Raw genomic sequence first — 23,866 nt, forward strand, 5'->3', positions numbered from 1 at the left:
CATTATGAGATACAGCAAGCTCAAACCCATTTTTCTCCTCCTGCTGCTAGCATTCACTACAGATGATTCCTATGCACAGGTTACGCCGGAAACCGCGCTCCGCGCCTACCTCGACAATGGCGACAAATCGTTTCAATGGAACGTGAAAGATTCTTTTGTAGTTGGTGACATCACCGCCTATTCCGTTGCGCTTACCTCGCAGCAATGGCGCGAACATACCTGGAAGCACCAGCTCATGGTATTTGTTCCCAAAGCGGTTAAACATAACGGCGCACTGCTGTTCATTACAGGTGGTTCGCTGAAAGATGGTGAGCCTCGCTGGACGGGCGCCAACGACAAACTATACCAGGCCATTGGCATGATTGCACATGACAGGGGAGCGGTTACTGCCGTGCTGCGGCAAACGCCTAACCAGCCGTTGTATGACAGTCTTACTGAAGACGCACTCATTTCCTACACCCTGCATAACTTCAAGCAGTCGAAAGATTATTCGTGGCCGCTGCTCTTCCCCATGGTAAAAAGCGCAGTGCGCGCTATGGATGCCATTCAGCAGCTTACGCAACAGCGTGCCTCCCTGCCGGTAGAGCAGTTCCTGGTAGCAGGAGCCTCCAAGCGCGGATGGACCACCTGGCTTACCGGTGCCAATGATACCCGTGTGAAAGCCATTGCTCCCATGGTGATCGATGTGCTCAATATGCCCAAAAGCCTCGATTACCAGATCGAGACCTGGAAAGAATACAGTATCCAGATCGAGGACTATGTGAAGCTTGGCATTCCACAGCAAACAGGCACCCCGGAAGGCAAAGCCATCACTGCCATGGTAGATCCTTACAGCTACCGCAAAAAGCTGGATATGCCTAAAATGCTCTTTATGGGCACCAACGATGAGTACTGGGTGGTAGACAATGTGAAGAATTACATTAACGACATACCCGGTAAATACCTGCTCAATTACGTGCCTAACGCCGGCCACAATATGGGCGATGGCAAGCAGGTGATGAACGGGCTCAGCGCTTTCTTCGGCATTACCTTCAACGGCAAACACTATCCTGAGTGCAGCTATACCATCAAAAAGAAAGGAAACGCCGTTACCCTTAACATCAAAGCCACTCCGGATCAGTTGAAAGACGTGATCGTATGGTCGGCTTCCTCACCCGATCTGGATTTCCGGAACGATACCTGGACTTCCAAAAGCCTGGGTATTGCCGGTAAGTCGGCAGTTACGGTTTCTCAGCCCCTTCCAGGATCGGGATACCAAGCGTTTTATGTGGATCTGCAATACAGCCAGGAAAACGGGAAGCCTTACACCGTAAGTACCCGTGTTTTCCTCACCGATACTGAAAAAGTCAGGTAAATCTTTTATTAGCATGGATCGGCCATAACCCCGTAACTGGGGTTGTGGCTTTTTTATTGTGTTGATTTTCAGTAGTATTTCAGTGGTTGAGTGCTTTGCTGCAGCTTAAGCAGTTTTGCAAAACCTACTGACATGCTACTGCCATCCTTCATCCATCCTTCATCCATGTCCAGCCACAGCAAGGGTTTGATGAAGGTTGGATGAAGGATGGATGAAGGTTCGATGAAGGATCGATGGGGAATAATGATAAGCCGGAAAAGTTGATCCAGGTAAGGTGATGGATGGTATATGGTTGATAATCAGTAATATTTTAGTAGTTGATAAGTTTGTATTGATGCGTTTTTAACCGCAAAATGAATTTGAGGTGATCTTTTGGGCAAAAGGGTGAAATATTGGACCACATGCTTATATTGTGAGCGAGATGAGATAAGCAATCGACCAAAAGACAGTGATTACATATATCCGCAGCTATGGAGCAATTGTTACGCCGCATACAGGAGGAAGATGATCAGGCCGCGTTCAAAGAACTGTATCTGTTCCTGGCTCCGCAACTTTTGAAGTTTGCTCACCTGTATATCAAAAGCAAGTTTATTGCAGAAGAAGTTGTGAATGACGTTTTCCTGGGCCTATGGCGCAGGCGGGACCGTCTTTCCGAGATCACCAACCTTAAAGTATACCTCTACGTTGGCGTCCGGAACGGAATTTCCAATTACTTCAGCCGTAACCGGGAATGGGAACATGTAGACATCGATACGGTGTCTGACGTGTCGCTGGATTTTACCACCAATCCAGAACAGCTCATGATTTCTGCCGAACTGCGCAAACGCATCGAGCAGGCTGTAGCCTCGCTTCCGCCCCGCTGCAGGGTCATTTTTAAAATGATCAAGGAAGACGGGCTCAAGTACCGGGAAGTGGCGGATATTCTCAACCTTTCCGTTAAAACAATTGAAAATCAGATCACCATCGCCATCCGGAAAATCGGGAATGAGATACAAATATGCACCGGCGACAGTCAGCCCGCCGGGCAATCCTCCAATGCCTGAGCATTTGGGGGGAAATGGGAAAATGAGTGTCTAAGTGATAGCAGATATTGAATTTTGACAATGACAGAAGATCAGGTACGGGTATATACATTAATGGCCAGGCGGATGGCGGGAGAAGCCACCCCGGCTGAGCTGGAGGAACTGCAGCAGTTGCTGAAAGACCATCCGGAATCAGGATTCGTGGTGGAAGTACTGAACGCTACCCATTCGCTGCCCGCTAACCGGGATGGCGAAACGGTAGATGGTAAAGCCTGGGCGGAGAAATCATGGTCTTCCCTGGAAGCTTCCATGAAACTGCCCGATCCTGAAAATGTAACCCCTTCATCACCCTCCCGTATAAAGCAATTACGCCACTGGCTGATAGCTGCCGCAGTAGTGGCAGGCATCATACTCACTATCCCCTTCTTACTCCGGAAAAGCGGCAGGCCTGTACTCGTACGCGAAAGCAACAGCATCGTTATGGAAAAAGGCGGACGCTCCAGCATGACGCTCCCCGACGGTACCAAAGTATGGGTGAACGGAGGAAGTAAACTCACCTATGGCGATGATTTCGTGAACGGCACCCGCGAAGTGTTCCTCGAAGGGGAAGCCTCTTTTGAGGTGGCCCCCGATGCCGCACATCCTTTTAAAGTACGCACGGGCAATGTGGATATCCGCGTGCTGGGCACCCGGTTTAATGTAAAAGCTTATCCCGGTGATGGTGAAGTGCAAACAGTACTGCTGAGTGGTAAAGTAAGTGCGCTGCTGCGTAACGGTGGTGGTCAGTCACGTGAAATCATCCTGGAGCCGGGACAGAAATTGTCTTTCGACTATTTGCAAACCGGCGCACTTGAAGACGGGATTACCTTAAGTCAGGTAAGCCCGGAAGATTGTGAAGAGACCGCCTGGATTCAGAACCGGCTCGTTTTCCGCGACCGTCCGTTCCGCCTCCTGGCTCGTGATCTGGAACGGTGGTACAATGTTACCATCCGTTTTGAAGATGCCAGCCTGGAAAATGAACTGTTCAGCGGCGCGTTCGACCGTCAGCAGATCGGAGAAGCTTTGAAGGCCTTGCAGATAGCAACGCCATTTACCTATACGCAAAATGGAGCGGACATCCTGATCCGCAGGGCCAGAAAATAGTTTTATCAGCCAAAAGAATCGTATGAAGATGCGTGTATTGATATGCATGCTGCTTTTTGTGATGCTGTGTTTCCGCGCAAGGGCACAGGAATGGTATTCGTTTTCATTCCGCAAAACGCCTATGGCCGGCATCATGAAGGACATTGAGAAAAAGACCGGATACAAATTCCTGTATAATGTGCGCAACATCCCGCAGGCGCCTATAGACTTCTATATCCGCAAAGCAACCCTCCCCGAAATTCTGCAAAAGCTTTTTGGAACCCATCTTCCCTATCGAATCCTCGACAACAAACTCATCGTTATATCCCCCGGTTATGACCCTGCCCGCCGCAGAACCATTACCGGCGTACTTCTTGATCCGCATGAACACCCCGTGTCAGGCGCTTCCATCCATGCCGAAGGCGAAAGCTCAGGTGTGGTTTCCGGGGCCGATGGCCACTTCAGTATTTCAGTTCCCGAAAATGCTTTCGTACGTGTCAGTCACATCGGCTATTTCGATAAAACATTTACGGCCGATAATAGCGCCTATTTCAAAGTAATGCTCGATGAAAAGCATGAAGACCTCGAAGAAGTGACCGTTACCGCCCTCGGCATTCCCAAAGAAACGCGATCGGTAGGTGTGGCAGCACAGGCATTCCATGTGGCGGGCACCGAAATACTCAAAGCCCGGGAGCCCAACGCCTTTACTTCGCTCTTCGGTAAAGTAGCCGGGCTTGGCGTCCAGAACTCCCATTACCTGTTCAATAACCCGGCACTTTACCTCCGCGGCCAGCGCCCCCTGGTGGTGATGGATGGTGTACCGGTAGATACCGATTCCTGGGACATTAATATGGATGATGTACAGTCTGTCGTTGTACTGAAAGGTCCGGCTGCGGGAGCGCTCTACGGCCAGCAGGGGGCCAACGGCGCCATACAGATCATTACCCGCCGCGGCAGTGCTAACCAGCGTAAGGTGGAAGTATCCATCAACTCCACCACCGAATGGCAGAACAGCAGCGTAGCCTTCCCGCATTCGCAGGACAGCTACGGTCCGGGAGATTACTTCAAGTACGCATTCGGCGATGGTAAAGGCGGAGGTATCAACGATTACGATTACAATATCTGGGGCCCCCGCATGGAAGGACAGCTTATTACGCAATGGGACAGTCCGCGTGATGCATCCGGCAAGCTGGTACCGCTCCCATGGATCCCCCGCAACAATAATAACCTGCGCGACTTCCTGCGGACGGGCCTGCTGTCTGTCAACAACGTGGCAGTGTCTGGTAAAGGGACGGATGGAGATTTCAGGGTATCGCTCACGCAACTCTTACAGCGCGGAATTGTGCCTAATACCAAACTCGGCATTACCACTACACATATCTCCGCCGGGCAGAACCTGGGAAAGAAAGCGCGTGCCGATGTGATGATCAGTTACAACCGCCAGTATACCCCCAACTATCCCACGATCTATTACGGGCCGCAAAGCCCTATTTACGAACTGCTCATCTGGAACGGGAGTAACTTCGATATCAATGATCCGCGACTGCGTAATTACTGGCAACCGGGAAAGGAAGGCATGCAGCAGCAGTGGATCGAATACACGCGTTACAACAACCCCTGGTTTAACGCTTACGAAAACATGAAAGCGTTTTATAAGGACGTGCTAACCGGTTACGTATCCCTGCAATACCAGATTTTGCCTTCGCTGGATCTGCAGCTGCGTTCGGCGTTTAATATGCATAATACATCGCAGCAGCAGTCGTTCCCGGTATCGGGCCTGTATTACGGTGCCGATTTTTATAAAGTGGGCGCATATTCTGAATCCAGCACGCGGTATGCGCAGCATAACCAGTCGTTCATGCTCAATTTCAAAAAGCAGGTGACAGACGACTGGGAGCTGAAGCTTTCGGGAGGCGGTAACCTGCAAACCATACGTTCCCGCAACTACAGCGCTCATACGGCAGGAGGGCTTATTGCCCCGGGGGTATATACTTTACAGAACTCTGCGAAGCCGGTGAACAATGCGGAAAACTACCGCAGTCTTATGCAGGTGGCCAGCTTCTACGGATATGCGGATATTGCGTATAAGAATTTATTGTACCTCGATTTCTCAGGAAGGTTTGATCGCAATTCCAACCTTCCCCTGCGGCACAACTTATACTTCTATCCGCAGGCCAGTCTCAGCGCTATTATTTCCGATATGGTGAAAATGCCCCGGGCCATATCGTTCCTGAAATGGACGGCTTCGGTGGCAAGGGTAGGGGAAGGACTGGCTCCTTATTCCCTCGCCCAAACCTATGAGCGGGTGGGTGCCTGGCTGGGCAGCCAGGGGGTGGCATATGCAACGGATAATGTTATGTACAACCCCGACATCAAACCGGAGTTTCATACTACCATGGAAACCGGGCTGGATGTAAGGTTATTCAAGAACCGCATAGGGGTGAAGTCGCAGTTTTACAGGACGGTAGACGGGCCGCAGATCTTCAACCTTTCTATTTCCGCAGCATCGGGGTACGGCTGGCAGAAAATGAACGGACTGGAGCTGGAAAGAAGGGGAGTAGAAATCATGCTGGAAGCCACGCCCGTTTGCGTAAAGAATTTCTCCTGGCAAACAGGCATGAACATCAGCAGGAATGTACGTTATCTGAAAAAGGTATATGATTCGCTGAACCATCACATCCGCGTAAACGTAGGTGAGCGGTACGATCAGTTATATATCAATCCCTTTGAACGCAATCCTAACAACGGGGCGATACTGTTTCATGCCAACGGTACGCCTGTCATTGATAGAACGAAGTACCAGTTCTTTGGTTATACGGACCCCGACTGGATCGTGGGCGCTACCCAGCAGCTGCATTATAAGAATTTTCACCTCACCCTCGAGTTCGATGGCAGCTTCGGCGGTAAGTTCATGAACTACGTGAATTACAAAATGTGGCAGGCCGGTTCCAATCCTGCATCGGATAATGAATACCGTTACCAGGACTGGCTGCACCGTAACGATCCCGCTTACCGCGGTTCCCGTATTGGAGAGGGAGATGTGGTGACGGGTGGGAGCATTACCTACGATGCGCATGGAAATGTGGCTTCCGATACAAGAACATTTGCACGCAATACTACACCGGTGCTGGAACAGGACTGGGCCAATACTTATGAAACCAGCGACGAGCGGAGCTACCAGTCTAAAACCTGGTTCAAGATGCGGGGCGCCACCCTTACTTACCAGCTTCCGCAAAAGTTCCTGCGTAAAGTGGGTGGGCTGCAGGCCGGAAGTGTTTCGCTGGTAAGCCGTAATGTGATGTATTTCTCGAAGCAAAAACAAATTGACCTCGACCACTGGTCGTACCGTACCAGCAGCGATCTGGAAGAACCATCGATGCGGAGTGTAGGGGTCAATATTCAACTCAAATTCTGACGCATGAAACGTTGGCTGACATTCACCGCGATCATTTGCATATCCGCCTGTATGAAACCGGAGGATCTGCAGAAGAATCCCAACAAGGCAAACACTTCTCCGCCGGGCAATGTGCTCACGGGCGTGGAGATGGATATGTTTTATTCGCCCTGGGATTTTCCGCAGCGGAGCAGCCAGTACCATTGCATTTCTAATGCCTATTACGGCGGACAGAGTTATAATTTTGGTTCGGCATCGCATCGTTTTTACCAGATAAGGAATGTGATGCAGATGGAGCGGGAAGCGGTGCGTACGGGCGACCCGGCGAAGCGGGGATATGCAGCCGTGGGGCTTTTCCTGAAGGCATGGTTTTATATTCAGATGACGCAGCAGATGGGGGATATCCCTATGAGCCAGTCGATGATGGCGGAGCAGGAAATCATTTCTCCGGTATATGATCTGCAGAAAGATGTGTACCGCCAATGCCTGGATCTTTTGCGCCGTGCCAATGATTCTCTGGGTGTGATCAATAGTACTTCGCAGCAGCAGCTGGCGGGCGATATCTTTTTCAGTGGCGACCTGGATAAGTGGCAGCGGCTGGTGAATGCCTTCAGGCTGCGGGTGCTGATCAGCCTGAGTAAAAAAGCCAATGATCCCGATCTGAAGATACCTGCGGCGTTTGCAGAGATAGTGCAGCATCCGGAGCGTTGCCCCCTTCCGCGTGACAACCGCGATAATCTGCAGGTTACTTATGGGGAAGATGATGTGTCTAACTACAACCCCGGTTATTCCGCCACGCCGGAAGCCAGCTCCCGTAACAATCCTTTGGCGGCTACCTATGTATCGCTGATGACAGGGCTTCGTGATCCACGACTGTTTGTGGTAGCGCAGCCTTCGCGGCAATCTGATTCGCTGCCGGATAATAAGAACGATTTCCGTTCTTACCGCGGTGCCAGTACGGGAACCTTACAAAAGCTGATCAGTGATTCTGCAGCTATGGGATACTATGCGCATCCCGATCCGGATTACTGGTTCAGTTCCAAAACAGGACGGCCTACTATTATGCTGGGCTTCCCGGAAACGCAGTTCGCCATTGCGGAAGGCATCAACAGGGGATGGGCCGATGGGGATGCAGGCGCTGCATATACTGCCGGCATCCGTGCCGCGATGAAAGCATATGGACTGGAAGGTAAAGTAGTGGATGATTATTTGCAGCAGGCAGTAGTACAATATGCGGGAGATAATACGCTGGGGCTGGTGCAGATCCTACATCAGAAGTATATCGACTTCTTTCAGATGGGCGGATGGGAAGCATTCCTGAATCAACGCCGTACGGGTATCCCCGTGTTTCATATTGGTCCTTCTAATGAAAATGGCGGGCGTATACCGCTGCGGTGGAGCTATCCTCCGTATGAGTATATCGATAATTTAAAGAACCTGCAGGCGGCGCTCAGCCGTCAGTACCAGGGCCTCGACCAGCTCAACGGTCGTATGTGGTCCTTACAATAATCCTTTCTTTTGCTTACTGAAAAATATTTTTGTTCCGCTTTGGGGGGAAAGAATAAATGCCGTGTCCATTATGGTAGATCGCTTGCTTTATGCACGTAAGTTTTCGTTATGAATTGTATGTAGAATTTCCGAACAGTTGAATATTGCCGTCAGGTAAACTGAAAAATGCGCTGCCCTGCGCATAACGTGATTGTATTGTCTTTTCCGAAAAAGACGGTGTAGTCCGAACGGGGGAGTCATGCCTTTTACCTGCCTGCATGCATTAGATAATTAGTTATTCCATACTGATGATATCATTTGTACACCTTCACCGGTCAAAGTTGCTCCCCGTGCTGTTTGCAGCAGTGTGCTGCACTGCGGAAAGCCGTGGCCAGGCGCCCGTAGCCGATTCTCCGGCCGTGCGCTCGCTCTGGAAAAAGCCGGCTCATTTTCCGGCAGGGGCCGACAGCCTGCGGTTCAGCACCGTCAGGGAATTGCCGTATACGTATACCGGTCAGCTGCTGGATGGGAGGATTGCCGGCGTATCGGTCATGCGCGCTTCCGGGGAACCGGGGGTAGCGCCAATGCCCGTTATACGCGGTCTTTCCATGCCACTCGGGCAGGCAGCCGACCAATACGCCAACCGGCCATTGTATGTCGTAAACGGTATTCCACTCATCCGGAACGACCATCCCTATGCACTGGCACTGAAAGACCACGACTTCACTGACATTGGTTCCGGCATAGACGTGGCGGAGCTGATCGATATGGAGAACGTGCAGGAGCTTCACGTGCTGCGTGGCCCCGAAGCAGTGGCCATGTATGGCACACGCGCAGCGGGAGGCGCCATTGTGATCACCACCCGCAATCCCGAGCTGGGCCGTTACCACCTTGGCCTTAATGTTTATGGCGGCGTGGCGGCAAAGCCTCAGGTCAAAACACTGAATGGATTTTATCAGCGCGATTTCCTGCTGCCATTTTACAGGCAATACGCAAATACCAACCAGTGGGCCAACTTCCCCGTATACCTCGCGGATTCCACGCAGAACGTGTACTTCGGGCCTGCCAACTGGGATGATATGTATTACAAGAATGCCATCCAGCATGGTGTTGGCCTCAATATCACCGGTGGCAGCCAGCGTGCCAACTTCAGGTTTGGCGTAGGCGAGCATACCGAGAACGGTGTGGCGGATGCCACATCCCTGAAGAAGTACAATGTATTCTATGATATGAACATCATCCCGGTGGAGGGTCTCAACATCCACACCTATATACAGATGTTCACCGCCCGCCGCGACCGTAACCGCTCACTCACCGAAAGGCTTGCGGAAGAAGAATACATTACCGACCAGCAATCGCCCCTGTCGCCCAACAAGGCATACCTCGGCAGGTATTACGGCCTGTTGAACGATGGTACAGAACGTAACATCGCCAACTCCATACAGGGTATGCTGGATGTAGGCATCAGGCTTTATAAAGGACTTGAGTTTCATTCCCAGTTTAGTATCGATTATAACGATAACGACCGCGACCTTTTTGTGCCGGCGGCACTTAATGATAATAACAGCTTCAATTCCTACTTCACCGGTGTGAGCCGCCGCGTGCGGATGAATAACTACCTCACCTGGGATAAGGCATTCCGGGGCGGACATCAGTTCAGCTTCCAGCTGGGCCAGTCTATGGAAGAAGATCAGATGAAGTACGATTATATCCGCGGCTGGCGCGGGCCTTCCGACTTCATCAAGATCATCCAGGTAGACCCTTCTGACAACGAATGGGTAACACACGAGAAATCGCTCGTGTACACCTTTAAGGATTTCATGAAGCAACGCACCTTTTCATTCTATGGTAATGTGGGATACACGTTCGACCGGCTGAATGTATTGCTCGCCCTCCGCAACGATGGTACTTCACTGTTCGGGAACGGTTACTGGTGGGCATTTTCTCCGGTAGTGAGTGCGGGATATGATGTGAAGAGAGCAGGAGAAGGCAGCGGTGCCGTCCGCTCACTGAAGCTGCATGCTAAAGTGGGACGCACTGCTGTAATGCCATCGGCCGACTACTTTGGATATGGCCCTTACTTTACGGTGGATGCCGGTTTTGCCGGAGCCATGAAAGTATCCACCTACAATTCCATGGCTACCCTCAATATGCCCTTTACCCGTGGTTATACCGGCGGCGGCATCCGCTGGCCGTATAACGATCACCTCGACATCGGTATGCAGATGGGCCTCTTCCGTAACTGGAACCTCGAATTGAACCTGTATACCCGTACCGGCCGCAATCTGCTGGCACAGGTGCCCGTGGATGCCGCTTATGGCTTCAGTTCCAAAACCATCAACGGTATGGATGTGAACAACAAAGGCATAGAACTGCAGCTGCAGGGAAAACTGCCGCTTTCATCATCCCTTACCTGGACGACTTCACTGGCACTGGCTTACAATACCAATAAGGTGCTGGAGCTGCCTTACAATTCTGGTAAAGACCTGTCGCACACCGGCGGCCGCACTTCCATTGAATACGGCATCCGCCACCTCGAAACCGGCAGGCCGATGGATCAGTACTGGCTCCTGCAGAACGAAGGTATTTACCGGACGGATGACGAGGTACCTACGGTGAACGGGAAAAAGATGACCTACAACGGTATTGCCCTGAAAGCAGGTGATCCCCGCTGGAAGGATGTAAATGGCGACGGCGCCATCACCGATGCCGACCGTGTAATGGAAGGCCATACCATAGCGCCTTTACGTGGCGGTTGGAACAATACATTCCAATACCGCAAATGGACGATGGATCTTTCCTTCTCCTTCGCCGCAGGCAACCATCTGCTGAACGGCGATGCCGCCAACCGCTTCAATTTCGCCAACCGCGAAGGCGCCAGCAGTCTGGATGGCGTGAAGGAAATCACCTTCTGGCAGCTGAATAACAACCTCGATAAATACCCCCGCTATAACCCCTGGAGCCTCGTGAACCCTTACCAGACCAACCAGGACCTCTGGCTGGAGAAAGCTTCCTGGCTGAAGCTGCAGGCGTTTACGCTGCGGCATGAGCTGGCAGGATATGGATTTGTGAAGAAGACGGGGCTGCGCAAGCTGCAGGTATATGCTACTGCCATGAACCTGTTTACGCTGACGCCGTATAAAGGCGGCGACCCTTCACTGATGAGCTTCACCGGTATTCATTACGGTGTATCACAGCCTTTGCCCCGCACTTTTACCATCGGCATCAACGCAGACCTTTAAACGCATCGCTACATGAAGAATTACAAACTGAAGATATCGTTCTGGATGCTGGCCGGGCTGCTGCTTACAGGTGCCTGCCGCACCAAGCTCGACGTAGCCCCCTCGCACCTGGTGCCCGAAAAAAATATGTGGACCACCAAGAACGACGCGCGGGCGGCAGTATTTGCCGGATATGCCCTGCTCCGCTCAGCCCTCGCCGATAACAACGCCTGGCTGGCATATGGGGAACTGCGTGCCGGTGACTTTACCGGTGTATCCCGCGGAGATCTTGCCGCGGTTACCGGTAACCAGCTCACCGCATCTTTCACCGCCCTCGATCAATGGAGCAACTGGCGCCGGTTTTACGCAGTAATATACCAGGCCAACTTATGCCTTGAGAAACTGGCCACTGTTAATAAAAATGATTTCCGCTATACACCGGAAGAAATGAAGGTGGATCTGGCACATTGCCGCTTCCTCCGTGCCATGGCTTATTTCTACCTCGTTCGCATCTGGGGCGATGTGCCCCTGATGAAGATGGCGGTAAGCGGCGATTTTGTACCCGTAGCCCATACCTCTCAGGCCGAAGTACTTGCATTCGCAGAACAGGATGCACTGGCTGCTGCGGAAGGGCTTCCCTGGCGCTACGACCAGCAGAGCCCCGAACTGCTCTCCCAGTACTGGGGACAGCCGGCAGCTTTCTGGCAGGGCGTGGTAGCGGCAAAAGCACCGGCATACGTGCTGCTGGCACATATCGCAGCATGGAAAGGCGATTACCTCACCACGGATAAATATACCCGCATGGTGCTGGATAACCGCGTGAAAGGAGGGTATAACTTCGTGCCCACTTCCACACTAACTTCCGCTACCGGCACCTTCACCGGGCAGGCAGACAATATCATCTTCGCCATGCCCTTCAATAAGAATTACCAGGAATCATCCGCTTCCGGGCATATTGAAGAATGGGCGCTGGCGCAACCTTTTATCGCAAAGCCACAACCGGATATCTTCATTAACAACGATACTATCCTCAGCATTTTTACCGAGAAGAACGATGAGCGTTTCCGCGTAACCGAATCAGGTAGCGGGGCTGGCACATACTTCACCGGTTTCGGTAATCCCGTGCCGCTGTTTTCCAAGATCAGGCTGCTGAGTGTTACTGGTGCCGATCCTTTAAGGAGCTACCAGTCGGCCATAGTAGTATTCCGTTATGAAGAATTAGTACTGCTGCGTGCAGAGGCACTGATGTTCCTCGGTAAATCTTCAGAGGCACTGCTGCAACTGAATGCTGTGCGTGGCCAGCGCGGGATAGGTGATTATACCGGTAATGCAGCCGGACTGAGCAATGCCATTCTCCAGGAAAGAAGGAGGGAGCTGCTTGGTGAAGGCTGGCGCTGGTTCGACCTGGTACGGTTTGAGCAACTGCCGCGGTACTCCCGCTTCAGTGCGGCAGATGTAGCAGCCGGAGCGCAATACTGGCCGGTATCTAAATCGCTGCTGGGCGCCGGCTCGGCCATTACTCAAAATAAATTCTGGCAATAATGATAACCACCAGCATGAAACGCATTCAACCCATCCTCCTGCTTTGCCTGGCGGCGTGCCTGTGGAGCTGCCGGAAAGACGATACCTACCGCCATTCGGAACCGGTGTCCAGATTCGACGGTACCACCTATGCCTACCTGCAATCGCAGCCCGAGAACTTCAGTAAAGTGCTGCACGTACTGGAACTGAGCGGGCTGGCAGATCTTCTCAAAACCGATACCATCACTTTATTCGCGCCTACAGATCAGAGCCTGGTGGCTGCGATGGAAAGCTATAACGTGTACCGTAAAAGCCTGGGGCAGGCACCTGCGGATATCGATGACATCGATCCATCGTCGTGGCGCGCCGTTATGGGTAATTACCTCTTTAATGGCAAATACGCCATGAACGATTTCGCAAGCCAGGATGGTATTATGCTCCTGAGCCACTCCCTCCGCCAGTTCAATATGCTCCGGGTATCGCGCACCGCCGCCGGTGCGCCCGGGCTCGGCTCCGAAATGATCCGCTGCTCCTACCTCAACGGGTCTCGCTTCACGAAATACTGGCTGGCTGCTAACGCCGGTACCACCAACATTGCCACTAAAAACGGTTTAGTGCATATCATGGAAGCGCGTCACGTACTGGGCTTTAACACTTTCGTATCCAAGGCCCGGGCCATTCAGAACCGCTGGTCGGAAGCGAAAATATTTGCTGACGGGGCATGGACAAAACCCAACGGTACCATTACCCTCTGGAACTTCTATGCCAAAGAGATCAAAGCGGTAGATGAATGGACGGTGGAAATGGAAGCACTCACCAACGGTGTAAACGGCGATAAGATCCGCATTACAGTGCGGCCCGACTTTACGGCCGAAGTAAAATCCGCCCCTTCTGCCGCCAACCAGACGGCCGTGGATATGGGATCTGAGTACGACCCTGCCAACGTCACCTTTAACCTGAAATACAAGTTCACCGACGCACAGGGCAAAGAAAACATTGTGGAAGAAGTGATCCGTTACATCGCCATCCGCGAGCAATAAAATCAGCAACATGAAAAAACTGAACCAGATGAAATGGAATGGTTCCCGGATATACATCGGGCTGATGGCCCTGGCCCTGGCGGCTTGTAAGAAGTTGCCGGAGAAAAAGGATTACCTCAGCCAGGATGCCACTTTCAATAAGAAGGTTGTTTATGAGCCTATCCTTGGCCGTACAGCGCTGGAGCTGACACAGTTCAGTGCCGACGGGTCTACCTATCCGCTCGTGTTCTCTATCGAGAATGCACGCAGTAAGCAGGGGCACCCCGCGCCGGAGCTATTCCAGAAAATTAAAGTACGCGAATGGCAGCGTGATTATACCGGGCTCGAAACATCGCTCGATGAAATTGAAGCCAAACGCGTGTGGGTAGATGCTCCATTCCTTGAAGTACGCCGCGGCTCGGGAGATCTTATTTTCCGCAACGCACCATCCTCCCTCATCCGCGCCTATCCCGACTCCGGATATATGTTCGATATCAAAATACAGAACAAGGGAAACGAGCGTATTATCAAAGACTTCTGGCTCCGCCCCATGCAGGAGGTGCCTTACGAGCCATACGAATACGACCTCCGTACCAGGGAGCGTAAAACAGAAACACGCCCCCGGCCCAATAACGGCGGATCCAATACCGTGCCTTTCACCATCCACCCCGTGAACCTGGCTAAGATGTATTACACGAAAGACAGTCTTTTCAGAGACACCCTCATCTCCGTGTATTTCACCAAGGCAAACGCCACCGGGCACTCTCTCACATTCAAGTTCCTCGGCGAAAACCTGGAGCCCATCGATCCCGCGAAGTTTAATAATACCAAATGGGATAAGCTGGTACACGGTTTCAACCGCAGGCAAACTGCAACGGGAGTTACCTATGATGTAGGGTATCCTGTTCCCCTCACTGCCCTTAAAACGCTGTATGCATCCGAAGGCAAGGCCAACGTCACCTTCGGGTACAGCAGGAGAGGCTTTGGCGGCGAGCGGCTGGATGCTGCTTTCAGCTTAAACTTCGCCATATACGAACCCGGCGACTGGACCATCACCTTCGCCTTCCGCAGGAATCCCATTTTCAACGACGATTAATTACCGCAGACCATGAAGCTATTTTTATACCGATTGATCCCTGTCCTGCTCCTCATGCTATTGGGAGCCGGCGGCCTGCAGGCACAGCAGGTTACGGTAAAGGGAAGGGTGATTGCCGCCGGAGAGCGCGATCCGCTGCCGGGGGTATCCGTACTGCTGCAGCAACCCGGTGCAGCAGCAAAGCCCATTGCCGTAACTGACGGTACCGGCGCTTTCTCCGTTACCGTACCGGGCAACGCCAAACTGGAGTTCCGGTTTATCTCTTACGAAACCACCGTGGTGTCTGTCAACAACCGCACCACGCTGAATGTATCCCTCAAAGCTTCGGCTACCTCGCTGAAGGAATCGGTGATCGTAGGGTATCAGAAAAAGACCCGCGAAACCGTTACCGGCGCCGTTACCCGCATCACCGGCAAGGAGCTGCAGGATGTGCCCGTTTCCAACCTCGAGCAATTATTACAGGGCCGCGTGGCAGGTCTTAACATCCAGCAGAATACCGGCGCCCCCGGCTTCAGAGGTTCTTCCTCCATCCGCGGCCTCTCCAACATCATGGTGAGCGGCTCCGGCGATAATGCTTACCTCACCCCGCAATCGCCCCTCTATGTGATCGACGGTGTGCCGGTAGATGCCAACGCCGGTTTCGAATACGGCTTCCAGTCGATGGGACCGGGCACCAGCCCCCTGTCTCTCATTCCGCCGGAAGATGTGCAGTCGCTCGACGTAATGAAGGATGCCGAAGCCACCTCCCTCTACGGCTCCCGCGGCGCCAATGGCGTAATCGTAATCACTACAAGAAGGGGCCAGTCGAACGTGCCGATCGTTCGCTATGCAGGTAACCTGTTCATCAACTTCCCTCCATCGCTCCGCAGCACTGTGGGCGGAAAATCAGAACGCGATTACCGCATTGCCATGATCAATGCTACAAACAACCTCAACGAGATATGGAGGATAGGCCGCACGCCATTCCTGTCAGACTCGCTGAATGCGTTCTTCAATAATTCCACCAACTGGCAGGATATCTATTATCAAACCACTTACAACCACACCCACAACGTGTCGGTTTCCGGTGGCGACCAGCGGCTGAACTATAAAACCAACCTCAACTACTACACGGAGAAAGGCGTTATCAAGAACACGGGCTTCGACCGGTATTCTGTTAACCAGAACATCAACTTCAACCCTAATCCGCGCCTCCAGCTGTCGGGCTTCCTCTCCGCAGGTTTGGGCAAGAAGCTGAAAGGAAGCGGTAACGGGCTTACCGATGTGGGTGCGGGTAAAGACGTAAGCTCTTCCCTGCTGCCGGGCCCGTCTTACTTCAACAACGTTGGGCATTTCACCAGCAGCATCTACCGGGTGAATGATACCCGTACCTACGACATCCGCTCGTATCTCAACATCATGTACGAACTGATGCCGTACCTGCAACTGTCTACCAATACCAGCTATAACTATACCTCTGATCAGGAAGACACGTTTATTCCCGCACTGGCCAATAACGACAAGCCGGCGGTATATGGCTACTCCGGCCGCAAGAGCAATCTCTATAACCGCAGCGCCATTAACTATAACCGTACCTGGAACGATAAGCATACGGTATACGGCTCTGTGTTCTCCGAAGCCACCATTATACAGGTGCAGAACAAGATCATCAACCAGAGCAACGGCCCGAACGATTACTATCATGGCCCCTTTGGTTTCAGTCCCTGGTTCTCTACCATCAGCGGTACACCCAGCAACGGTGGTTTCAGTGAAGTACACAGCGTGGGCTTTGCGGCCAACCTCAGCTACGACTACGATAAGAAGTACGTGATCAACCTCAACTACCGTGCGGATGGTAACTCCTATGCCGGTGAGAACGAGCGTTGGGCTAAGAGTCCTTCCATTGGAGCACGCTGGAACTTCAACCGGGAGAAGTTCCTGGAAAATGCCAAGTGGCTCGATTTCGGGGACTTCCGTTTCAGCTATGGCATCAACCTGCGCCCCACTACCAATGTGTACGCCTCGCTGGGCTGGTACGATGTGAAGGGGAACTACAACGGTGTTACCCGTATTGCGCCCCACCTCGGCCAGATGCCCAACCCGTTCCTGTTACCTGAAAAAGTGGAGCAGTTCAACTACGGCTTCGATATGAGTGTGTTCAACGGCCGCCTCGGGGTAAACTTCGATGCGTATACCAAAACGGTTTACAATATGCTCTACACCCGTTACCTGCCTACCAGCACGGGTTTTGAGAAAACCTTCACCAACGATGCTTCGCTGTATAACTACGGATATGAATTGAACCTGACCGTTCGCCCTTTCAAATCCACGAGCAAAATTAACTGGACGATCAGCGTGAACGGAGCCGTGAACCGCGATGTACTGCTCTCGCTGCCGGGTGGTGCGGCCCAAATGATGTCTGACGACAAAACGATCATTAACCGTGTAGGCTACGGCGCCCTCAGCAATTACCTCTACATGTACGAAGGTGTATACCGTGATAACCGCGATGTACCGGTAGATCCCATTACGGGCCTGCGCCTGCGTAATGAAGGAGCCGATTACTTCAAGGGTGGTGATGCCAAGTTCCGCGATGTGGATGGTAACTATATACTGAATGATGCCGACCTCCAGGTGGCGGGTACTCCCGTAGCCAGGATCACCGGTGGCTTCTCATCCTATTTCACCTACAAAGGCTGGAGCCTCAACCTCAACGGTACCATCCTCTTTAAGCGCGACCTGCTGAACAAGGCCCTTGCAGAACGTATGGCTAAAGTACGCTCTCCCTTCGGCGACAGCACTTTCGTGAACATCTCTGACCTCGACTACTGGAAGAACAACGGTGATGTTGCCAAATATCCCAATCCGTACGATTACTATTCCACCGCCGGGTCGTACCGCGAATACCAGACGCTTTTCCAGGAAGATGGCAGCTATATCAAGATCAACGCCATCACGGTAGGTTATTCCATCGACCGTAAGTGGCTCCGCAAATACAGGATGAACGCCTTCCGCATGTATGCCACGGTTACCAACCCTGTTATCTTCTCCGGCTACAGCGGGCCTAACCCCGAAGCAGTGACGGATCTGGGTAGAGACAGGCTGGATACCTACCCGGTATCAAGATCACTGTCGTTCGGATTGAATATTGAGTTTTAAAAAGATTGCCGCATGAAGAGATTACTTACCATCATTATAACCGCTACGTTGCTGCTGGGTGCCGGCAGTTGCAAGAAGTTCCTCAGCGTAGCGCCACCCGACCGTATGAGCGACGCCTCGTTCTGGAAAACGAAGGGAGACGTGGAGTCTGCCATTGCCAATGCATACGGCTTCCTGTTCGATATCCTCACTAACGGGCCTTATGTACCCGGCAACGGTGATATCCGCGCAGGGGAATTCGATGCGCAGGGCTTCGATGTATTTACCGCCGTGGCACAGCAGGACCTAACCAATAATTCCCGCCTGTCGCGCTATAACATGAGCGCCCTGTCTGACTGGTATCCGTTTTTCCAGTCTATCGCCTCCTGTAATATCAGTCTTGACAGGATCCCGAAAGTAGAAGCGTTATCGCCTACCGAGCAGAAGCATTACATGGCAGAGCTGCGTTTTCTGCGTGCCTTTACCTACTTCTATATTTCCCGGATATATGGAGATGTGCCATTGTATAAAGAAGCTTACGACCAGCGCCCGCTGCCCCGCACGCCTATGATCGAAGTGCTGGAGTTTTGCCGGCAGGAGCTGGAAGCTATCCGGGAAGATCTGCCCTGGCAATACGACGAGCCTACCAAATGGGGGGTACGTGCCGCCAGAGGAGCCGTGCATGCCCTCATCGCCAATGTCAATATGTGGATGGCAGGGTTCGATAAAAGCAACCAGCGTGAGTATTGGAAGAATGCAGCCGATGCTATCCGCGACCTGAAGAACTCCGGCCGCTTTGAATTGCTGCCCCTCGAAGATTTCAGGAGGATGTTTAAAGGCCGTACCCGCGAAAGTCTGTTTGAGTTTTCCGTGAATACCAACTACGGCACCACCACCCGCTACGTAAGCATCGGGCAATGGACGCTGCATTCCCCGCTGGTAGTAAACTATGCCACGAGCGATTGCTTCTTTGTTGCGGATTTTGTGAAAAAACTGTACCCGGTAGATAAAGCAGACAAGCGCCGCGACCTCTGGTTTTACCTGCCCTATGCCAGCAACACACAATCCATGTTCGTGAAATACAGTAACGTGGTGAATATGATTACCACTGCTTCCTGGCTGCTGGACGATGACCTGATCATGTTCCGTTACGGCGGAGAGCTGCTGACAGGCGCAGAGGCCATGGCTAACCTCGGCAACGACGCCGAAGCGCGTGAGCTGCTGAACCTCGTAAGGGTAAGGGCAGGCGCAGAACCATTTAATGGAAGCGGCGATGCACTGAAAGATTTCATTTTCCTCGAAAGGCAGCGTGAGCTGATCGGCGAAGGCGTACGCTGGTACGATCTTATCCGCACCGGCCGCATCATGGATCCCACGCAGGTGAAAAGCTTCATGACGCAGGACCAGTTTAACCGCGGTGCCTGGACATGGCCCATCGACGCGAAGGCCAGAAACTTCAATCCCAACATCACCTTAAACACATATTGGACACGATGAGAAAGCTTGCATTGCTGATCGCGCTGGGCGCCATTGGGATGGCGGCCTGCAAGAAGGACTACTACGAAGACTCCGGGCTGCAACGCGGAGTGTACGATATGTCTGGCTACGATTGGCTTAAAACCAATCCCATGTATTTCGACAGCCTCGTGACCATCATCCGCCTCGCCGGACTGGAAAACGTGGTGAAGGATTCCACCATTACTTTTTTCGCTCCTACAGACCTGGCTATTAAAGAAGCCATGGACATTGTGCATGAGTGGCGATACAACGAGTTTAAAGACACGCTGAAGCTGGAGGAAGTGCCGGCGGAAGTATGGAGGAAGTATTTGTCGCGCTACATCTTTAAAGAAAAATACCTGTTGAAAGATATTCCGCGCCTTGCTCCCTCGCTGCCCGACCTTTTTCCGGGTATGAACATGGAGTCGTGGGAGGGGTATATCCTGAACCTGGGAGTGCTGTATTCTGATTACAACGGCACCAAGGATGTGGGGCCGCGTACGGTGGTGATCTGTGACATCGGCAGTCTGGACAACCCGTTCTACGAAGTGAACCGGGTAGCCACCTCAGACCTGCAGCCCCGTAACTGTGTGATACATGTACTCAACAGCGATCACTCATTCGGATTCTCGAGGTTTGGATTCCTCAATACTGTTAAAGAATATATTCCGTAAACCATTGATCACCGGCAAATGAACAGCAAGCATACACACCGTTCCCGGCTACCCTGGCAGGCACTGGCGCTCCTGGCGCTGGCGGCATCCTGTAAAAAGGAGCCATACGAAGGCAAAGACCCCTATGCCGGGGCAAAGGAGCCTGTCAGTATTAAGATAGACAAGTCGCAGGCCACCCCTGCATCCGGCGCTGCCGGCTCCTCGGTTACCATTAAAGGGCAGGGCTTCTTCAAATATAAAGACAGCGGCCTGGCCGTAATGTTTAACGGCGTACAGGGTACCATCTCTTCCGTGACCGAGAACGCACTTTCCGTTAAAGTGCCTGATGGCGCCAGTACAGGGCTCATCACGTTATCCGTTCAGCGGCAGGTATTCCCCGGACCCAAATTCAGGGTTACAGGGCCTGTTACCATCGATCAGCAGTTTGCATCGGTACCCGGTGCGGATAAGAACAGCATCGCTTCCATCTCCTTCGTGCCCGGCGGTAAATATCTTATCAGCGGCAACTTCGAAGATTATGATAACTCAGGTGCCAAAGACGGATACCGCGGTCTTGCAAGGATCAACAGCAACGGGCATATCGACCGCGATTTTAAAATAGGTAAAGGCTTCGATGGTAACGTGTCCGGTACCATCATGCAGTCAGACGGCAAGATCATTGCTGTCGGCAATTTCTCCAACTATGACGGCCGCTACGGCGGAGGGCTCCTGTCCTACATCGCAAGGCTCAATGATAACGGTAGTATGGACAGTATCCGTGTTACCGATGTAGCCGGCAAGAACCATGCTGTGCCTGCCCTCAATGCATATTTCGACGGAGAAATAACACATGTACTGCAAACGGCAGACAGTGGTAAGATCATCGTGTTCGGCAAATTCAAATATTTCATGCGGAAGAATTTCGCAGGTATATCTGTAGACGGGAAACGGGATTCCACGATCATAGACAGCGTGCGGATGGAAGGGCTCGCGCGGCTGAATGAAGACGGCACCTTCGATCCTAACTTCCACCTCAACCCAGCCACCAATACCAGTTTTGCAGGGCCTAACGGCGAAGTGAAAGATGTGTTGCTGCAAGACGACGGGAAGATCATCATGGCAGGTACATTCACCAGGTTCCGTGACCAGCTGACCGGCCGCATCGTAAGGCTGAACCCCGACGGTACGATTGACGGGAATTTCAACACCGGCACCGGCCCGGATAATACCGTGGAAAGCATCGCCCCCATCAATGGAGGTAAGCTGCTGGCAGTAGGCGCATTCATGAGCTTCAACGGCAAAGAAACCCGTAAGGTAGTGATGCTGCAGGCCAATGGCACACCCGATCCAGGGTTTACCGTGGGCACAGGTGTAAATGCCGGACCGGACGGACTGGTACATTTCGGCGGACAGCTGAAGAACGGGAAGATTTTCATCAGCGGAGGCTTTGGCAGATTCTCCGGTGTGAAACGTGATGGCACGGTGATACTCGATGAAGACGGTAAAGTAAGCCAGGGTTATAATACCATGGGCAGCTTATCCGGCCGCATCAACAGGATGCTCCATGTCCCCAATTCCAGCGCTACGGTAGTAGTAGGCAATTTCTCGGAATACGACCTGATCCCCGTTAGCCGGATCATGTTATTGCGGTATTGATTTCAAAAACTCGATCATGAAAAGACATTATATCAGTTTGCTGTTGGGAATGCTGGCGCTGACGGGCTGTTTCAAAGACAAGCTCCTGACGGTGGGGCCTCCCAACGACATAGACCAGGGCAGTATTACCACGCCTCCCGGCCCTAACGATGTGAAGCGTAAAGTACTCTTCATCGGTATCTCCGGCCTCCGGGGCGATGCCATGGAAGCCGCCGCCGCGCCGGCCATCAGCGGGCTTTATCCCCATGCCATTTACAGCTTCGAAGCACAAACCCAGCAACCCACCACATCCGGCAGCGGATGGGCCAACCTGCTCAATGGAGTATGGAGCGGGAAGCACGGTGTAAAAGACAATACTTTCGCCGGTTACAACAGCGCTAAGTACCCGATGGCATTCCGTTATGCCAAAGCACTGGCGCCGCACCTCCGCACTATTTCCGTACAGGCATGGCCTGCGGTGAACGATCTGCTGGTAAGCCAGGCCGATGTGCGGGTGAGCCTCCCCGACAATGATGCAAGGGTACGCGATACCATCGTGGCCCGCCTCGGGCAGGATGATCCGGATGTACTGCTCGCCGGGTTTACCGGTGTAAAGAACGCCGCCCACCAGTTCGGATACGGTCCGCAGGTAGCTGAATACATGCAGGCAGTAGAACAAACCGATGGTTTTGTGGGAGACATCCTGCAGGCTATCTCCAAACGGCCCAATGCCGCGAAGGAAGACTGGCTCATCATCATCGCATCCGACCATGGGGGAACTGATAAGGCAGAAGGGGGCAGCACGCCGGAAGAACGTAACATCTTCACCCTGTTCCACAACAAAGCATTCAACGGTAAAAAGGTAGAGCAGCCGCTCTCTTCCCTGAGAACTGTCCGCTTTTCCTCGGTAAACCAATGGGCCGGTACAAATGATCCGTTCTACAATTTTGAACAGATCAAACAGTTTACGGTGTCTGTTGCCGTACGCACGAACGGTTTTGTTTCTGATGTGCCCTTTATTGGTAACAAGGATTGGGACCGCGGCCTCAATCCCGGATGGCTCATTTGCCCGCGTGGTACCGACAAATGGAAGTTTCAGGCAGGCGATGGTAACGGAAGGGTAGACATTAACTCTACCGGCCCCATCATCACCGACAACCGCTGGCATACCCTTACCATCACTATTGACCGCCGGAGTGGTGCAGGTGAGTTACAGATGTACCAGGACGGCGAACCCTGTGGTTCCAGCTCCCTTAACAACCTCGCGCCCTTTGCACCCAATCACGCAGTGAAAATCGCTATCGGCGATGACATCACCGGCAGATACCGCGAGTTTTATGGAGACGACGATTTCCAGGTTGCCAATATCCGCATATGGGATTCGGTATGGACGAAGGAAGACATGAAGAAATACGCGCCCTGCGATACCGTTCAGATCAATAATCCTTACTTCAGCCGGATGATCGGATGGTGGAAGGCTACGGGTCCTACAGGTAATATACTGGAAGATGCCAGTCCCATGAACAAGCCGCTTACCATCAATGGCGGCCCTGCCTGGGTAACGCAGGAGCTGGATTTCTGTAACGTAGCCCTGCCGGCTGCGGTGCCACAGTCGGTAGACGTTGTGCCTACCATTATGGCCTGGCTGCGCATCGCCACAGATTCAGGCTGGAGCCTCGACGGCATAAACCGCATTCCATAGCCCATCACCACAAGAATCAGTAATA

Annotated in this window: 14 protein-coding genes; all 14 read left to right on the plus strand. The window is 52.5% G+C overall.

What is annotated here, in order from left to right; genetic code table 11:
- The first annotated feature begins 4 nt into the window (after positions 1–4).
- The 14 genes from DEV76_RS22880 to DEV76_RS22945 all read left to right on the plus strand — a co-directional run bounded on the left by DEV76_RS22880 (position 5) and on the right by DEV76_RS22945 (position 23,841).
- Positions 5–1,354: a PhoPQ-activated pathogenicity-related family protein gene (locus DEV76_RS22880; RefSeq protein ID WP_109700282.1), complete on the plus strand. Its 1,350-nt coding sequence runs from the start codon at positions 5–7 to the stop codon at positions 1,352–1,354.
- A 470-nt stretch (positions 1,355–1,824) separates the two neighbouring features.
- Positions 1,825–2,397 (plus strand): RNA polymerase sigma-70 factor, encoded by a 573-nt coding sequence (locus DEV76_RS22885; protein WP_109700283.1) that lies wholly within the window; start codon positions 1,825–1,827, stop codon positions 2,395–2,397.
- Between the two features lie 60 nt (positions 2,398–2,457).
- A complete protein-coding gene (locus DEV76_RS22890) occupies positions 2,458–3,519 on the plus strand; it encodes a FecR family protein (RefSeq protein ID WP_109700284.1) in 1,062 nt (353 codons plus the stop codon).
- 28 nt (positions 3,520–3,547) lie between these two features.
- Positions 3,548–6,913 (plus strand): SusC/RagA family TonB-linked outer membrane protein, encoded by a 3,366-nt coding sequence (locus DEV76_RS22895; protein ID WP_157963056.1) that lies wholly within the window; start codon positions 3,548–3,550, stop codon positions 6,911–6,913.
- A 3-nt stretch (positions 6,914–6,916) separates the two neighbouring features.
- Positions 6,917–8,401, plus strand: a complete 1,485-nt coding sequence (locus tag DEV76_RS22900; RefSeq protein ID WP_109700286.1) for a SusD/RagB family nutrient-binding outer membrane lipoprotein — start codon at positions 6,917–6,919, stop codon at positions 8,399–8,401.
- 287 nt (positions 8,402–8,688) lie between these two features.
- Positions 8,689–11,622: a SusC/RagA family TonB-linked outer membrane protein gene (locus DEV76_RS22905; RefSeq protein WP_109700287.1), complete on the plus strand. Its 2,934-nt coding sequence runs from the start codon at positions 8,689–8,691 to the stop codon at positions 11,620–11,622.
- Positions 11,623–11,634: 12 nt separating this feature from the next.
- Positions 11,635–13,143: a RagB/SusD family nutrient uptake outer membrane protein gene (locus tag DEV76_RS22910; protein WP_109700288.1), complete on the plus strand. Its 1,509-nt coding sequence runs from the start codon at positions 11,635–11,637 to the stop codon at positions 13,141–13,143.
- A gap of 14 nt (positions 13,144–13,157) precedes the next feature.
- Positions 13,158–14,162: a fasciclin domain-containing protein gene (locus DEV76_RS22915; RefSeq protein ID WP_157963057.1), complete on the plus strand. Its 1,005-nt coding sequence runs from the start codon at positions 13,158–13,160 to the stop codon at positions 14,160–14,162.
- A gap of 10 nt (positions 14,163–14,172) precedes the next feature.
- Positions 14,173–15,237, plus strand: coding sequence for a DUF5007 domain-containing protein (locus DEV76_RS22920; protein WP_109700290.1), 1,065 nt, complete (start codon positions 14,173–14,175; stop codon positions 15,235–15,237).
- Positions 15,238–15,249: 12 nt separating this feature from the next.
- Entirely contained in the window at positions 15,250–18,375 is a 3,126-nt protein-coding gene (locus DEV76_RS22925; RefSeq protein WP_109700291.1) for a SusC/RagA family TonB-linked outer membrane protein, read from the plus strand.
- A gap of 12 nt (positions 18,376–18,387) precedes the next feature.
- The gene (locus DEV76_RS22930; protein WP_109700292.1) at positions 18,388–19,851 is read left to right on the plus strand and encodes a RagB/SusD family nutrient uptake outer membrane protein; all 1,464 of its coding nucleotides are present in this window, start codon (positions 18,388–18,390) and stop codon (positions 19,849–19,851) included.
- The gene (locus tag DEV76_RS22935) at positions 19,848–20,525 is read left to right on the plus strand and encodes a fasciclin domain-containing protein (protein ID WP_109700293.1); all 678 of its coding nucleotides are present in this window, start codon (positions 19,848–19,850) and stop codon (positions 20,523–20,525) included. The genes DEV76_RS22930 and DEV76_RS22935 overlap by 4 nt, the downstream gene beginning before the upstream one ends.
- A gap of 18 nt (positions 20,526–20,543) precedes the next feature.
- Positions 20,544–22,160: a DUF5008 domain-containing protein gene (locus tag DEV76_RS22940; RefSeq protein WP_109700294.1), complete on the plus strand. Its 1,617-nt coding sequence runs from the start codon at positions 20,544–20,546 to the stop codon at positions 22,158–22,160.
- 16 nt (positions 22,161–22,176) lie between these two features.
- Positions 22,177–23,841 (plus strand): alkaline phosphatase family protein, encoded by a 1,665-nt coding sequence (locus tag DEV76_RS22945; protein WP_109700295.1) that lies wholly within the window; start codon positions 22,177–22,179, stop codon positions 23,839–23,841.
- Positions 23,842–23,866: the final 25 nt, after the last annotated feature.

Origin of the sequence: Chitinophaga deserti, assembly GCF_003149455.1 — a bacterium.
GTDB classification, from domain to species: Bacteria; Bacteroidota; Bacteroidia; order Chitinophagales; family Chitinophagaceae; genus Chitinophaga; species Chitinophaga deserti.

Bases quoted from the DNA above. Each gene is read 5' to 3' on its own strand.
- DEV76_RS22930 (WP_109700292.1), top strand. From the start codon at position 18,388: ATGAAGAGATTACTTACCATCATTATAACCGCTACGTTGCTGCTGGGT.
- DEV76_RS22920 (WP_109700290.1), top strand. From the start codon at position 14,173: ATGAAAAAACTGAACCAGATGAAATGGAATGGTTCCCGGATATACATC.
- DEV76_RS22895 (WP_157963056.1), top strand. From the start codon at position 3,548: ATGCGTGTATTGATATGCATGCTGCTTTTTGTGATGCTGTGTTTCCGC.
- DEV76_RS22940 (WP_109700294.1), top strand. From the start codon at position 20,544: ATGAACAGCAAGCATACACACCGTTCCCGGCTACCCTGGCAGGCACTG.
- DEV76_RS22945 (WP_109700295.1), top strand. From the start codon at position 22,177: ATGAAAAGACATTATATCAGTTTGCTGTTGGGAATGCTGGCGCTGACG.
- DEV76_RS22915 (WP_157963057.1), top strand. From the start codon at position 13,158: ATGAAACGCATTCAACCCATCCTCCTGCTTTGCCTGGCGGCGTGCCTG.
- DEV76_RS22885 (WP_109700283.1), top strand. From the start codon at position 1,825: ATGGAGCAATTGTTACGCCGCATACAGGAGGAAGATGATCAGGCCGCG.
- DEV76_RS22925 (WP_109700291.1), top strand. From the start codon at position 15,250: ATGAAGCTATTTTTATACCGATTGATCCCTGTCCTGCTCCTCATGCTA.
- DEV76_RS22900 (WP_109700286.1), top strand. From the start codon at position 6,917: ATGAAACGTTGGCTGACATTCACCGCGATCATTTGCATATCCGCCTGT.
- DEV76_RS22880 (WP_109700282.1), top strand. From the start codon at position 5: ATGAGATACAGCAAGCTCAAACCCATTTTTCTCCTCCTGCTGCTAGCA.
- DEV76_RS22890 (WP_109700284.1), top strand. From the start codon at position 2,458: ATGACAGAAGATCAGGTACGGGTATATACATTAATGGCCAGGCGGATG.
- DEV76_RS22905 (WP_109700287.1), top strand. From the start codon at position 8,689: ATGATATCATTTGTACACCTTCACCGGTCAAAGTTGCTCCCCGTGCTG.
- DEV76_RS22935 (WP_109700293.1), top strand. From the start codon at position 19,848: ATGAGAAAGCTTGCATTGCTGATCGCGCTGGGCGCCATTGGGATGGCG.
- DEV76_RS22910 (WP_109700288.1), top strand. From the start codon at position 11,635: ATGAAGAATTACAAACTGAAGATATCGTTCTGGATGCTGGCCGGGCTG.